The organism is Pseudomonas sp. B10(2017), assembly GCF_002113295.1.
Lineage (GTDB): Bacteria > Pseudomonadota > Gammaproteobacteria > Pseudomonadales > Pseudomonadaceae > Aquipseudomonas > Aquipseudomonas pudica.
In genome coordinates, this window is record NZ_NEJU01000017.1 from 1 (window position 1) to 15,122 (window position 15,122).

The window sequence follows — 15,122 nt, forward strand, 5'->3', positions numbered from 1 at the left end:
GGTCAACATTCATTTTCGAAGGTGGCGCTTATTCACCTTTCCGCCCTTACGGCGGGTCACTTTTTGTCAAACGCGACAAAAAGTAACCAAAAAACGCTGGCTCCCATCATCCGGCCCCTCCGCTTCGCTCCGGGGTTCCCTCGCTACGGGCCTGCTCCCGGGAGTACGCGCTGCAGGCCCCATCCATGGGGCCTCAGCGCTTGACGGGCATCCATGCCCGTCACCTCCCTCCGCAGTCCCTCCGCTCGGCCTCCTGAAGTCGCAATCGGCGGCGCCTGAACTATTGCGCGCTTAAAAGCAAAAGCAAAAGCAAAAGCGAAAGCAACGGCAACGGCAACGGCAACTGCAATGCCGATTCCAATCAGCGGTCCTTGAACTGCGCCTCGCGCTTGGCAATGAACGCAGCCATTCCCTCTTTCTGGTCTTCGGTAGCAAACGCCGCATGGAACACCCGCCGCTCGAAGCGCACACCCTCGCTTAGGGTGACTTCGAACGCACGGTTGACGCTCTCCTTGACCATCATGCTCACCGGAATCGACTTGCTGGCAATGGTCGCGGCCACCTTCAGCGCCTCTTCCACCAGCTCCGCCTGCGGCACGATACGCGCCACCAGGCCAGCACGCTCAGCTTCCTCAGCCCCCATCAGGCGACCGGTCAGGCACAGTTCCATGGCCTTGGCCTTGCCCACCGCACGGGTCAGGCGCTGGGTGCCGCCCATGCCCGGCAACACGCCAAGGTTGATTTCCGGCTGGCCGAACCTGGCATTGTCCGCCGCCAGGATGAAATCGCACATCATCGCCAGCTCGCAGCCACCGCCCAGGGCAAAACCGGACACTGCAGCAATGATCGGCTTGCGCCTGTTGGCAATGCGGTCGGCATCGCTGAACAGGTCGTCAACGTAGATTTGCGGGTATTGCAGTTCGGCCATTTCCTTGATGTCGGCACCAGCGGCAAAGGCCTTGGCGGAACCGGTCAGCACCACGCAGCCGATGTTCGGATCGCGTTCGAGCTGGTCCAGGGCCTGGTTGATCTCGCCGACGATCTGCGCATTCAGCGCGTTCAGCGCCTGCGGGCGGTTGAGGGTGATAAGGCCGACCTTGCCGTGGATATCCAACAGGATGGTTTCGAATGCCATGCAGTCTGCTCCTTCAAAGATTGCGCGCAATGACCATGCGCTGAATGTCGCTGGTGCCTTCGTAGATCTGGCAAACCCGAACGTCGCGGTAGATCCGCTCCAGCGGGAAGTCACTCAGATAGCCATAACCGCCCAGGGTCTGCAAGGCATCCGAACAGACCTTTTCGGCCATTTCCGAGGCAAACAGCTTGGCCATCGACGCTTCCACCAGCGCCGGGCGCCCGGCATCGCGAAGCGCGGCGGCGTGCAGCACCATCTGCCGGGCCACGGCAATCTTGGTCGCCATGTCGGCCAAGCGGAAGGCCACCGCCTGGTGTTCGATCAGCGCCTTGCCGAAGCTCTGCCGCTCGTTGGCGTAGTCGCGCGCCACTTCGAACGCCGCGCGGGCCATACCCACCGCCTGCGAGGCGATGCCGATGCGGCCGCCTTCGAGGTTGGCCAAGGCAATCTTGTACCCCTCGCCTTCGGCGCCCAGACGGTTGGCCACCGGTACGCGCACATTATCGAAAACGATCTGGCAGGTATCGGAGGCGTGCTGGCCGAGCTTGTCCTCGACCCTCGCCACCTGGTAGCCCGGCGAATCGGTGGGCACGATGAAGGCACTGATGCCGCGCTTGCCCGCGTCCGGGTCAGTCACGGCGAACACGATCACCACCCCGGCGTTCTGCCCGGAGGTGATGAACTGCTTGCTGCCATTGAGCACGTAGTGGTCGCCATCCAGACGTGCACGGGTCTTTAGGCTACTGGCGTCGGAGCCAGCCTGCGGTTCGGTCAGGGCGAAGGCGCCGAGCATCGCACCGCTGGCCAGCGGGGTGAGGAACTGCTCTTTCTGCCGCTCGCTGCCAAAACGCAGGATCGGCACACAACCCACCGAGTTGTGCACGCTCATGATGGTCGAGCAGGCGCCGTCACCGGCGGCGATTTCCTCCAAGGCCATGGCATAGGCCACGTAGCCGGTGTCGCTGCCGCCCCACTGCTCCGGCACCAGCATGCCGAACAGGCCCAGCTCGGCCATCTCGTCGATGGCCTCTTTGGGGAAGCGGTGTTCCTTGTCCCATTGCTCGGCAAACGGCTTCAGGCGCTCCTGGGCAAAGGCGCGTACCGCGTCGGCGATCTGTTGTTGCTCGTCAGTTACCAGCATGGTTCACCTCAATACAGGCATTCGACTGCCATGGCCGTGGCCTCGCCACCGCCAATGCAGATGGCCGCCACGCCACGGCGCAGGTTGTTCTGGCGCAGGGCCGACAGCAGGGTCACCAGGATGCGTGCGCCGGAAGCGCCGATCGGGTGGCCAAGGGCGCAGGCGCCGCCATGGATATTGACCTTGTCGTGCGGAAGGTCGAGGTGTTTCATGGCCGCCAGGGTGACCACGGCAAAGGCCTCGTTGATCTCGAACAGGTCGACCTCGGCCAGGTTCCAGCCGGTGCGTTTCATCAGTTTGTCGATGGCGCCGATCGGCGCGGTCGGGAACAGTGCCGGGGTGTCGGCAAAGGCGGCGTGCCCGTGGATCACCGCCAGCGGTTTGAGGCCGCGCTTGTCGGCCTCGGAGCGGCGCATCAGCACCAGTGCCGCGGCACCGTCGGAAATCGAGCTGGAGTTGGCGGCAGTCACCGTGCCCCCTTCGCGGAAGGCCGGCTTGAGCTGCGGGATCTTGTCCAGGCGCGCCTTGGGCGGTTGTTCGTCGTCCTTGATGACGCGCTTCTCTTTGCCCTCGATGACCTCGACCGGCACGATCTCGGCAGCAAAGCGACCGCTCTTGATGGCGTCCTGGGCGCGGGTCAGCGAGGCGATGGCGAACTGGTCCTGGGCTTCGCGGCTGAAGGCATTGGCCTGGGCGCAGTCTTCGGCAAAGGTGCCCATCAGGCGGCCCTTGTCGTAGGCATCTTCCAGGCCGTCCATGAACATGTGGTCGATGATCCTGCCATGGCCCATGCGATAGCCGCCACGGGCCTTGTCCAGCAGGTACGGTGCGTTGGTCATGCTTTCCATGCCACCGGCCACCACCACATCGGCGGTACCGGCCAGCAGCAGGTCATGGGCCATGATCGCCGCCTGCATGCCCGAACCACACATCTTGTTCAGGGTGGTGCAGGTGGTGTGCTTGTCCAGCCCGGCGCCCAGCGCGGCCTGGCGCGCCGGTGCCTGGCCCTGGCCTGCCGGCAGCACGCAGCCGAACAGCACCTGCTCGACACTGGTGGCATCGATGCCAGCGCGCTCCACGGCACCACGGATGGCGGCGCTGCCCAGCTGCGGCGCGGTCAGGCTCTTGAGGTCGCCCTGCAGGCCGCCCATGGGCGTGCGCACGGCGCTGACGATAACGATCGGGTCATTGGCGAGGGTCATGTTCGCTCTCCTTACTTGGCAGCCATGCGCAGTGCACCGTCGAGGCGGATCACCTCGCCGTTGAGCATGCTGTTCTCGATGATGTGGCGGGCCAGCGCGGCATATTCCTGCGGGCGACCCAGGCGCGGTGGGAAAGGCACGCCGGCGGCCAGCGAGGCGCGTACTTCCTCGGTCATACCGGCCATCATCGGCGTTTCGAAGATGCCCGGGGCGATGGTCATCACTCGGATGCCGAAGCGCGCCAGTTCGCGAGCGGTCGGCAGGGTCAGGCTGGCGATGGCGCCTTTGGAAGCAGCGTAGGCGGCCTGGCCAATCTGGCCGTCATAGGCGGCGATGGAAGCGGTGTTGATGATCACCCCGCGCTCGCCCCCCTCATCGGCAGCCCCTTCGGCCATGGCCGCAGCGGCCAGGCGCAGCAGGTTGAAGCTACCGATCAGGTTGACATTGATGACCTTGGCAAAGCTGGCAAGGCCATGCGGGCCCTGCTTGCCCAGCACTTTCTCGGCACCGACGATACCGGCGCAGTTGACCAGCCCGTGCAGGCTCCCAAAGGCGCTGACAGCCGCATCCACCGCCGCCTGGGCGGCCTGCTCGTCGCTGATGTCGGCGACCGCAAAACGGGCGTTTTCGCCCAGCTCGCGGGCCTTGGCTTCGACGGCCTGGGCATTGAGGTCGACCAGCATGACCTTGGCGCCGGCCTCGACCAGCATCTGGGCGGTAGCAGCACCGAGCCCGGAGGCGGCACCGCTGACGATGAAGTGTTTGTTGGCTATTTGCATGATCGGTTTCCTTTCAGGCGCTGGCAGGGGTGGCCTGTTGCGCTTGTTGTTTGGCGACTTCCTGGTTGCGCAGGATGAAGCGTTGCAGCTTGCCGCTCGGGGTCTTGGGCAGCTCGCTGACGAATTCGATTTCCCTTGGGTAAGCGTGGGCGTACAGGCGCTGACGCACGTGCTGGCGCAAAGCCTCCTCAAGCTCGGCACTGCCCAGGTAACCGCTGGCCAATACCACGAAGGCCTTGATCAGCTCGGTGCGCTCCGGGTCCGGTTTGCCGATCACTGCCGCTTCGATCACCGCTGGGTGCTCGATCAGCGCGCTTTCCACGTCGAACGGGCCGACCCGGTAGCCGGAGGTAGTGATCACATCGTCGCTGCGGCCGACGAAGCTGATGCTGCCGTCCTGGTTCAGCTCGACGGTGTCGCCGCTGAGGTAGTACTTGCCGACGAAGGCTTTGGTCGGCAGGCCGTGGTAGCCCGCGAACCAGCACAGTGGCGACTGCTCACGGTCGACCGCGAGGATACCCGGCTGGCCGGCGGGCAGTTCGTTACCCTGCTCGTCCAGCACCACGATGCGATGCCCGGGGATGGCGAAGCCGGCCGAGCCGAGGTGTACCGGGTGCTGCAGGCCATGGTGGTTGCACAGCACCATGCCCAGTTCGGTCTGTCCGTAGTGGTCGTGGATGGTCACGCCCAGTTCGTCGGCGAACCAGCGGATCACTTCCGGGTTGAGCGGTTCACCGGCACTGCTGACCACCCGCAGGCGGCCCTTGATCGGTGCCGAGAAGTCATCCCCGGCGGCAATCAGCAGGCGATACGCGGTGGGCGAGCCGGCCAGATTGGTGATGCCCAGCTTGTCGATCACCCGCGCGCAGCTTTCAACACTGAACGGGCCATCGTAGAAGGTGGTGGCATGGCCCAGCGACAGCGGGCCAGTGACTGCGTAATAGAGGCCATAGGCCCAACCCGGGTCGGCCAGGTTCCAGAAGTTGTCCGCTGGGCGCAGGTCGATGGCATCGCGCATGTAGCCCTGGAACGCGACGATGGCACGCAGTGGCACTTCCAGCGGTTTGGCCGGGCCGGTGGTGCCGGAGGTGAACATCAGCAGGAACGGGTCGTTGCCCGAGCGCATGACCGGCTCGCATTTGTCTGCGGCATCGTACAGGCACTGCTGGAAGTCCAGCTCGCCACTGCGGGCATTGACGGTGATGATGGTCGGGCAGGCGTGCACATCGTCCAGCTTGGCGCGGTTGTGGCTGTCGGTGACGACCACGCGGGCGTGGGACTGCTCCAGGCGATGTTCGATGGCCTTGGGGCCGAACGCGGTGAACAGTGGCTGATACACAGCACCGAGACGCCAGGTGGCGAGGATGGTGACCAGCAGTTCGGGGGTACGAGGCATCAGGCCGGCAACCCGGTCACCGGCTCCCACGCCTTGTGCCTGGAGCACATTGGCGAAACGGGCGGCCAGGGCCTGCAACTGATCGAAGCTCAACCGCGCGCTGTTGCCGTTGCGGTCTTCCCAGACCAGTGCGGTCTTGCCCTTACCGGCATGGCGGTCGCAACATTCGACACAGGCATTCAGAGCTTCGAGGTTGCCATGCAGCGCCGCAGCAACAGCCTGGCCATGGTCGAACGCACGAGCGGCCTCGGTGTAATCGCGCATCGTCGGACTCCTGGTTTCTTGTTTTTGGAGTTGAACCATCGGTCCGACGATGTTCGCGCCGCGTTGGCGTCGCGGCAATGGCCTAAGTTGTCAAACTGGATGACCGGTTTGGCCTGTGGCCATCAGCCCGGTGCGCGCTCCAGACTGATCACGTAGTGCCGGGTCAGTTGCAGTCGCAACGCCAGCCGATCGACCCGCAGCTGTGCATCCAGCGCCTGTATCTCATTCAGGTACTGTGCTTCACCCAACTCGCCACGCCGTGCCGCCAGTGCCGCCCGCTGCTCACCGCCAAGTTGCTCCAGGTCACTGAACGGCCGCGCAAAGTACTGCTGCACAAAGCGCTGCCAGAACGCGCGCGTGCACAGGTCGGCCACTACATCATTGAGAGCGTCCGCCCTTCCCACGGCCGCCTCTGCCGACTGCAGCCGATGCTCGCTCAGCCCTACGTCGGCCGCCCTGAGGCGCATTCTGGCTGGCTGGAAAGGCAACCTGAGCCTGGTGCGCAAGCGCACCCTGTAGCGCATTGCCAGCGTCGCCAGTACTGCCGGTTCGGCGAAGCCTTCGAGGTTCTGCCGCTCGGCCTCGACATACTCGTCAAGGCGGTCCAGGCGCTGCAAGGCGCGCCCCAACGCCAGCAACCTCGGGCCACGAGATTGGGCGCCATCGCCAGCCGCGTCGCGCTCGGCATGCAGACGCAGCAGCCGGCTGAACAGCTCGATGGCACCGTTGTCATCCTTTACCGCACCGGCTGCCGCCAGTTGCACCTGGCGAGCGAATTCGGCGTCTGTCTCCATGATCGACAGGCATTGCCAGCCCATGCGCAACAGATAAGACTTGGGCCAGCTGAAGTCCGACAGGCCTTGCAAAAGCTCCAGCAAATCGAACAAGCGGGCATTTTCGTCCTGGGTGCTCAGCCGGTCCCAAAGCTCGCCCCGCTCAGGGCTGGCGGAATCGGACCCGACCCACCAGGCGCGGCCAATCGCCGCCTCCGGTTCCTCCAGCAGCGGCGCCAAGGCATAGAGCTTGCCGTAATCGGCCATGGTCAGGCGGTTGCCATCGACCAGGATACGCTGGCGAAACTCCAGCGGCATGGCCAGCACGCCGTCAGGTACACCCCTCAGGAAATTGTCACGCAGGTCGGCTCGTTGCAGGAAGCCGCACAGCTCGAGCCCTCTTGGCCATTCGCTTAGCCCGCAGCGGCGCAAATTCAGCTCGACCAGATGAGGGAGGTGATGGAAGCGCATTTCGTAAACCCCAAGCGGGCTGTTATGGCTCAGGTCGAGGTGACTGAGCAGCGGTAACCCGTTCAAGGCTTCGATGGCATGGGCATCCAGGCGAATGCGGTTATGCCCCAGGCGCAACCGGCGCAGGTTGGTCAGGTAGCCTAGCCCGCGCGGGCAACGCAGCAGCTGGTTGTGCCTCATGTCCAGCTCCTGCAGGTAGGTGAATGCGCGCAGAAACTCCTCGTTCACCACCCCGATAGACGTCTCGCTCAATACCAGGGTGGTGACGTGATAGAAATCGACAGCCGCGGGCAAGACAGGCAACGAATCCGTTGGCAGATCATTCAGGACCAGGCGCAGCCCCTGGCGCTTGCCGTCACTGTCGACCACCACATGGTCGCCAAGCGCCTGCCAGGCACGCAGCAGTCGTTCGGCGAACAATTGCCGCCGGGCCCGCAATGTGTCACTCAGTGCAGCCGACACCCAGCGATTGAGCGCGCGGTTCAACTGCTCAAAATCGTCCTGCAGCGCCATGAGCGCATCGGCGACCGGCACATTCTGCAGCAGCCAGCGGTCAACTTGCGTTTCCAGCGAATCGCCCAGCCCCGGGAAGAATCGCCTCAGGCCGGCCCGCAGCTGGTCCCTGGGGGTGGTCAGCGGTGACGCGCGCCCGCTGAGCAGGTAACCGACGCGGCCATCGGCAAGGCGCTGGCCGGGGTTGAACCAACGCTCCGTCGGCGCCCAGCCCAGCATGTGGGCGATTTCCCCATGGGTACCCAGGTGCACCATGAGCTTCTCGCGCAAGCGCTGGGCATCGGCATTCTCCGCAAGGCCCAACCGGCCCAGCAGGTTGCGCGATTCGAGCGCGGCCAGCACGGCCTGGAATATATCCGAGGAAGGTGGCTGCATCGCGAGTTTTCGGCCTTGCCCGTCATACAAGGCAAAGACCCCTTGCTCACGCACCAGCACCCGCTGCTCGGCCGCGTCGCCAAGCGAACCGATGCGCTTCAACGCCACGGCATCCGCAGCAGCATTGCTCAACGCCAGGCTGAACGCTTCAATGGCCTCGACATTCAGCAATGCCAACACCAGCATGCCCGTTTCGTTGCTGTACGCGCTCGGTAGATAAAGCCCTGCCAGGGCCCTGCTCACCTTCGCCACCGAGCACAACGACCTGGCCTGGGTGGCCAAGCTTTGCGGCAACTTCCCACCACTGACGAACTCCTGGCGAGCCTCGTGACTTGCTCCATCGGCCAGATCGCGCGCATAGGGTTCCGGCAGCCCCACCGCCATCAGCGGCTTGAGCAAAGGCTCCGCCGATTCGGGCAGGCCTGTCAGCCGTGCGAACAGCAGGTCGCTCGACGCTGGCCGGTCCGCAAGCACCGCGGCACGCCCTTTTTTGCTGCCCGTTCGGGCCTCGCACCAGGCCAGCAACTGCAGGTCCTGATCAGAGACAGTGTCGTGTTCCAGGTGGCGAAAGAACGTGTCGATTCGGGCATCGGCATCGAATGCCCTTAGGGTTTCCCGCAAGGTGGCGGGCGTTCGCCGGTTTTCCACCAGCAGCCCGCGAAGTTCGTCCTGATCGATGCCGGCCATGCGCAAGATCTGCTGCGCCTGCTGGCTATCGAACGGTTGATCGCGCGGCCAAAGGGTATCGAGCATTTTCGCAGGGTCGCGCCAACCCTGTGGCTCATCGTGCATCAAGCGCCAGCTACGTTCTCCATTGTGCAGCACGACCGGGCCGTACGCCTCTGCGCGGCTGGGGTGGCGCAGGCGCCAAGGGCCATCAGGGTCAGGCCGATGAAGCTCGTAGAAAACTCGGTCTGCCTTCATCCAGCGGCGCTCGCCATCCACATAAGCCCCGTCCGCACCCAAGGTGGTCGTTTCAGGGATCGAGGCAAAGGCTGCCAGATCTCGGGACCACAAACGCCCCGCCCCATTGGCGAGCCTTACCGGCTCCAGCGCCGCGACGAACGCGCTGCGCACGATAGTGACACCCGCTACCGTTGCGGCGGTGCCCGCCAGTATCTCGGCAACCCCGAGCATGTGCTCCAACGCTTCGTGCTGATGGCCTCGCGACCAATCCTGAGCACCTTCGAAAACCTCCGAGAGGGCCTGGGCCACCAGTTGCCCGAGTAGCAAACCGCCCACCACCGGAATGAACAGACCAGCCAGGTTGAGCACATCGAAACCGGCGGCCTTCCACGCCTCATGCCGCTCACGCGACGCGGCTTCATCGGCATCGGCGGTCGGCACCAGCAACAGGCGGCCATCCTGCTTCACCCGGTTTGTCTGGTGTGCAGCCAGCGCCTGAAAGATGTCATGCTGCGGCACGCTGCCATCGAGTTCCAGGTCCGGCTGGTCATCCTCCAGGCGTGCCCGCAACTTGTGCATGAACCCGGCACGTTGACCCAGGCCTATCAGCTGGCTGAACGCCTGGCGGTAGGGTTCGTGGCGCAGCTCTGCCACCAGCGCGCGGTTGATCGAGTCCTGGCTGTCAAAGTATCGCAACGCCTGGACCGGGTCGCTGGCCAGGTAGAGCACGCCGCCCTGCGTTTGCCCATGTATGTCACGAAGTTGAATCCATACACCATCTGCCACTGGGCAACCGAGGGCTTCGAGCAGGCCCGGATGGCCAGTAAGGCCAGCGGATTGATGGCCCGCGGGTTTATCCACCAAAGCGTGCAATGCCTCTTTTACCGGCTCGGTGATCTCGCCTTTCAGCGCAGCTACCTGCACGGCCAGGCGCAGCCCGGAGCGTTTGTCTTCACTGAGGACGCGCAGTGCCGCAGCATCGAATGTGCGGTCCAGCTCCTGCTGATACAGGCGCCCGGCGTCCAGTTTGCGGCAAGCTTCGACCAGCTCATCGGTCCCCCGCGACAGTACCCGTTCCTGCCCCGGGGCGACCAACCCGGTTCCCAGGTAGAAATCGTTGCTGGCGGCAAAGTTGCGCATCAGGCGCAACAAGCCGTTCTCACGACGTTGCCCGTAAGTGGGAAATTGCGGCTCAGCACCCAGCGTGGACGAGAAACGATGGGAAACCTCCAGCCACTCCAACTGCCAGAACGCTACGTCGCCCGGCAGCGGCTCGCGCAACAAACTGGCGAATTGCCGTTCGGCAAACTGCCGTGGTGACGGCAACGCCAGGGTGATCCCGCGCAACCTGGCCTGGGTGGCATGATGGGCGTCCAGGCTTTCGCGCAAGGCGCGGACCTGGCTCTGCGTGGCCTGTTTGAGCCAGGCAGGCAATCGGTCACCGATGAAACCGTCGTGCAAGTGGTTGGAAGACACAGAGGCGAGCTGTGGGGCTTGTGATTCGCGGGGCATTGCAGGTCCCTGGATGGCTGCGAGAGCCAAGCATGGTGTACAACCTGCCGGTGCTTGCGCAGAGGGAACCCCTGCGATAGAAACGGGGCGGCACACCGTGTGCCGCCCGTGAAGCGTTGTCACTGCACCTTTGGCGCCATGATCGCTTCGCGCGTCAGGCGCTGGGCAAGACTGGCCAGGGCCTGCTCGCGCTCATCGCGCAGGGCATTGCTCAGGTTCCAGTACTCGTCACTGGTCAAGGCTTCTCTTTGCTCGTCCAATGCCTCCAGCCGAACGGTGAATTGCGTTTCCAGGGCTTCGAAGTCGTCAGGATGCTCTGCTCGAAGTACTGGCAACCAGAAATCACGTTCACTGATGAACACGATACGTTGCTCGCCCGCCTCCACCTGCAGCACTTCCTTGCAAGCCTCCTCCAGTTGCAGCGGCGACACGTTGGCCAGCCTGCCAAATTGCATATGGCGCGGCTGGCCCAACAGGTCCAGGCGCTGGGCCAGGCCGCTGAGGTAGGCAAGGTTGACCTCCACTTCCTCTTCATCGTGGCCGCCTCGGCTCCAGCGTCCATCCTGGTAGCGGGCGTCGATTTCGCGTCGGGCGATTTTCTCTACCCAGTGCACGCGAAACAACCGCTTGGCCAACTGCAAGCGTGCCGCGCGGGTCGATATCGGGTCACCACCGCGGGTGGCCTGCTCGACATGCATGCGCACCTCAAGGCGGCTGAACAAGGTGGAAACGCTGTCCACACAGGTGGTGGGCTCGGCTGCCAGGTCAAACAGCGCCATGCGCGTGGCGGTATCGGCATGGGCCGCATCCAGCATTGCCCATACCCTGAACCCGAGTTCGGCCGATGCTTTGCTGAATTCGGCCGTGGTCGTCAGTTGCCTCAGCAGCTCGAAGAACGCCAAGCTGCCGGGCTCGGCATTCAGCGCATTCCATTTCCCTTCCTGCGCCTGCCGCACCGCTGGGTCCAGGGTCTGCAGCCATTCTTCCCGGGCAGAGGCGTGCCGTTGCGGGCGGGGCGAGGCCAGCAGGCGTTCGGCGCCATACAGGCGCTCGAGATCCTGCACTGCCAGCGCATTGCCCTCCAGGTGCATGGCACGGCGCAACTGCAGCGGGGCCTGGAACAAGGCTGCCGGCAACTCGGCTATCTGGTTGTTGCGAAGATCGGCGAACACCAACAGGCCACACCACTCCAGGCCCGAGGGCAGCGCTGTCATCTGTACGCGGTTCAAACGCAGAATCCGCAGGCTGGGCAGCCGATCGAACTGTAGCCTGATGTTGCCGAGCGGGTTGTCACTCAGGTCCAGCGAACGCAAGAGCGCCAGGCCGGTCAGCACATTGGCCTGTGGCGCCGAGATACGAATACGGTTACGCGGCATCAGCAACTGGCGCAAGGCGGTCAACCGCTCCAGCCCCTCAGGTAGCGCACGCAAGGCGTTGTCGCTCATGTCCAGGCACAGCAGATCCGGGAAGCAGGCGAGGAACCCCGACGGGATGGCGTCCAGACCGAGCGCTGACAGGGTCAATTCCGACACGTGCGAGAAGTCCGTCCCGACCGGCAACACGGGCAGGCCGCCGACCGGTACGGCGACGATGCTCAGGCTGAGCATCGCATCATTGCCGATAGCCCCGACGAAGCGATCACTGCGCATCTGCCAGGCACGCCGCAACGAATCTGCGACTCGTCGACGTGCGCGGCTGGCGCTGCCCGCCCCCTCTGCAACCCAGGCCAGCAAGCTGTCATCCAAGCGACGGTATTCCTGCTCGACACGCAGCAAATTCTCGAACAAGCCCCCACGCATGTCCAACAGAGTCTGGATATAGCGATCGACACCGACATCTCCAATACCGGGGTACAAGGCGCGCACCCGCTGCCGCACCACGCGCTCAGGCGAGCCAATGCACGACTGGCAGCCCCCCAGTGGATAGCCCAGTCGGCCATCGGCCAAACGCTGCATGGGCGATGCCATGGGCCTTGTCTCCCGCCAGCCGAGCAGGCGCAGCACAGCCTGCCGGTCACGGGGTAGCCAGGCCTGCATCTGCTTGCGAATTCTGGCCGGCGCATCGGCGCCATCCCATCCCTGTCGCACCCGGTATTCCACGGGCAGGCAAGCAGCCAGCACTTCGAACAGCCCCTGGGGCTCGGCGACCTCGCGCTCATCCGGCAAGCCTCTGCTGTTGTAGAGCTGGAAGCGCCCCTGCCGTCTGACCAGCACCACTGCATGCTCAAGGTCGGTCTCAGCGAACAGCCGTTCCATCGCCGCCCCGGCATACGGGTTACGGCGCAATATCAGGTTGAAATCTCCAGTGCCGGGGCCATGCCAACGCAGCAGGGCAAAAGCCAGCGCAACCACTTCCGGCCGGTAACTGCCTTGCAGGTACAACGCTTCGCGCATGCGCGTCAGGCGCGCCAGCTGCAGGGCCGCCCGCGCATGTTCAGCCAACGCCAGCGGCAAGCGAGACTCTGCTTGCATGCGCAAGCGCATAGCCTCGGTGGCCTGCTCGAGCACATCGAGGGCATAGGCGTCTGGCAGCGTCGGGAAGTCTCGCTGAATCAATCCCAGCAGCGGGTCGTCGGCCAGGTAAAGCCTGGAGAAGTGCTCGAGCATTGCTTCACGCAACTCGATTGCCGCGTCACCGATCGACAGCGCCTGTTCTTCGAGGGTTTCACCCTGCAGTTGCAACCGTTCGATGCACCATTGCCACAGCTCGGTATCGGTATTGGCCTCCCCCGCTTCCAACCGGCTGAAAAAGGCCTGCGCGCGCGCGTCCACGGCAAAGCGCTGCAAGGTATCGCGCAGCTGCACCGGCATCCTTCGCCGCTCCACCAGCAGGCCACGCAGGTAGGCCTCGTCAACATCCGCGACCGTCAGCACCTGCTCCATCCGCTCAGCGTCCATCGCGGTCGCTGTCGGCCAAAGCCGCCCAAGCAACAGTGCAGCACCCTGCCATTCCAATGGCCGCTCATAAGCCAGCCGCCAGCCACGCGCAGAGCAGCGCTCCAGCACCGGCCCGAACGCCGCGTCGCCTTCGGCATGCAGCAAGCGCCAAGCGCCATTGGCGGTTTGCCTTACCCGATACAAGGCACCATCCAACCGCCACCAATGGCGTGTACCCTCTGCGAGCAAGCCGTTGTCGAGCTCCGTCAGCTGTACTGGCGGCGTAGTTTCCTGATAAGGCGCCAGCTCATTGCGCCACAACCGTTGCCGGCCATCTTCGGTGATGACCGGCTCCAGGGTTTCGACGAATGCGCTGCGGGCCAGATGGACACCGACGACCACCGCCCCCGTGGTTGCCACACTGAAGGCCACCCGGAGCATATGCGCCAAAGCCTCATGCTGATGGCCCAGCTGCCAGTCACGCACGCCCTCGAAAGTCTCGGTCAACAGTTGCCTGGCCAGGTCCGCCACCAACAAAGCCCCGATGACCGGCACAAAAAGGCCCGCCAGGTTGAGCAATACCAGGCCGGCGCTCTTGAGCTCGTCCAGGCGCTGCTCCGAAGCCGCGTCATCGGCCTGGGCAGTGGGCACCGCAAGGAAGCGGGCATCGGCCTTGATTCGCCGCATATGCCAGGCGGCCATCGACGCGAAACCATCCCCCGCTTCCACCACCCTGCGAGGTTCCAGGTCAGGCTGTGCATCCTGCAAGCGGGTGGCCAGGGCCTGCTCGCAAGTGGCGCGATCACCCAAGGCGATGCGCCGCACGAATGCCTGTCGATAGTCTTGGTTGCCCATCGCCGTGGCCAGGACCCGGTTCGCCTCATCCCAGCTGGTGAACGCGCGCAGGGGTTGCGCCTGATCGTCAGGGGTGTACAGGATCACTCTTTTCAAGCGCCCAGGTACACCAAAGGAAAACGTGGACTGGGAATGCTCGATCAATTCAACGGCAACCGCGCCGTCCACCCGGCAGCCAAGAACCTGCAGCGCGCCGATCTCCAGCTGCACCGGCCCATCGATCACGGCGGGTTCATCCTTGCACGCGATACGCAGCACCAGCAGGTCTTCCGGATCCAGCTGCTGCTTGATGGCCGCGATCTCGACCGCCACGGCCAGTTCCAGACGCCGGTCGGTGGTCAGGGCCTTCTCAAAGTCAGGTGTCAACACCTGCGCCAGGTGCCGCTGATAGGCGCTGCCGACATCCACCTCACGGCACAGGCTGACAATCCGATCGAAGTCTTCGCTTACCACCTGCTCGGCCTGATGGGCCTGCGGGAGAGTCAAGGCAGTGCCGAGAAAGAAAGATTCGTTGGCCTTGAAATTCTGCAACAGCTTTTGCAAGGCCGGCATGCGCACAAAGTACGGTTGATAATCAGGGATCAATCCTGCTCTCACATCCAGCCGTGCGCGTGTTTCACGCCACACCAGCTTGTCCAGGTCAACCTGCAGTTTCAGCTGGCTGTCCTGGCGCAAGGCAGGCTCGAGCAGCTGCTTGGCAAAACGGTCCAGAGGCTGCAGGCGGTCGGCGAAGCCTGCCATTTGCCGCTGACTCGCCAGATAGGCGTTGAAACGCAGCTGCAGCATGGCAAGCTGCTTTGGCTTGGCCGCCTTCAGCCAGGCTGGCAAGCCTTGCGCGATGAAGTCTTCGGCGGGGTGAAGCAACTTGGGGTGCACGGCAGGTTGAGACATGGTCGATTTCCTGATCAGTGATCGACTTGTCAC

7 protein-coding genes are annotated in these 15,122 nt (G+C 64.1%); all 7 read right to left on the reverse strand.

Annotated elements, in window-relative coordinates; genetic code table 11:
* Positions 1–361 precede the first annotated feature (361 nt).
* Entirely contained in the window at positions 362–1,135 is a 774-nt protein-coding gene (locus CAF92_RS19305; RefSeq protein ID WP_046615913.1) for an enoyl-CoA hydratase, read from the reverse strand.
* A gap of 13 nt (positions 1,136–1,148) precedes the next feature.
* On the reverse strand, positions 1,149–2,276 hold the full coding sequence (locus CAF92_RS19310; protein WP_046615912.1) for an acyl-CoA dehydrogenase: 1,128 nt from the start codon (positions 2,274–2,276) through the stop codon (positions 1,149–1,151).
* Between the two features lie 8 nt (positions 2,277–2,284).
* Positions 2,285–3,478, reverse strand: a complete 1,194-nt coding sequence (locus CAF92_RS19315) for an acetyl-CoA C-acyltransferase (protein ID WP_085601641.1) — start codon at positions 3,476–3,478, stop codon at positions 2,285–2,287.
* Positions 3,479–3,489: 11 nt separating this feature from the next.
* Positions 3,490–4,257, reverse strand: coding sequence for an SDR family NAD(P)-dependent oxidoreductase (locus CAF92_RS19320; RefSeq protein WP_013971831.1), 768 nt, complete (start codon positions 4,255–4,257; stop codon positions 3,490–3,492).
* Positions 4,258–4,270: 13 nt separating this feature from the next.
* Positions 4,271–5,917 carry an acyl-CoA synthetase gene (locus CAF92_RS19325; RefSeq protein WP_085601642.1) on the reverse strand — a complete coding sequence of 549 codons (1,647 nt, stop codon included), beginning with the start codon at positions 5,915–5,917 and terminating at the stop codon, positions 4,271–4,273.
* Between the two features lie 122 nt (positions 5,918–6,039).
* A complete protein-coding gene (locus CAF92_RS19330) occupies positions 6,040–10,467 on the reverse strand; it encodes a dermonecrotic toxin domain-containing protein (RefSeq protein ID WP_085601643.1) in 4,428 nt (1,475 codons plus the stop codon).
* Positions 10,468–10,586: 119 nt separating this feature from the next.
* On the reverse strand, positions 10,587–15,089 hold the full coding sequence (locus CAF92_RS19335) for an NEL-type E3 ubiquitin ligase domain-containing protein (RefSeq protein ID WP_085601644.1): 4,503 nt from the start codon (positions 15,087–15,089) through the stop codon (positions 10,587–10,589).
* Positions 15,090–15,122 lie beyond the last annotated feature (33 nt).

Coding starts and splice junctions, on each gene's coding strand:
- CAF92_RS19315 (WP_085601641.1), bottom strand. CDS start 3,478: ATGACCCTCGCCAATGACCCGATCGTTATCGTCAGCGCCGTGCGCACG.
- CAF92_RS19320 (WP_013971831.1), bottom strand. CDS start 4,257: ATGCAAATAGCCAACAAACACTTCATCGTCAGCGGTGCCGCCTCCGGG.
- CAF92_RS19305 (WP_046615913.1), bottom strand. CDS start 1,135: ATGGCATTCGAAACCATCCTGTTGGATATCCACGGCAAGGTCGGCCTT.
- CAF92_RS19330 (WP_085601643.1), bottom strand. CDS start 10,467: ATGCCCCGCGAATCACAAGCCCCACAGCTCGCCTCTGTGTCTTCCAAC.
- CAF92_RS19325 (WP_085601642.1), bottom strand. CDS start 5,917: ATGCGCGATTACACCGAGGCCGCTCGTGCGTTCGACCATGGCCAGGCT.
- CAF92_RS19335 (WP_085601644.1), bottom strand. CDS start 15,089: ATGTCTCAACCTGCCGTGCACCCCAAGTTGCTTCACCCCGCCGAAGAC.
- CAF92_RS19310 (WP_046615912.1), bottom strand. CDS start 2,276: ATGCTGGTAACTGACGAGCAACAACAGATCGCCGACGCGGTACGCGCC.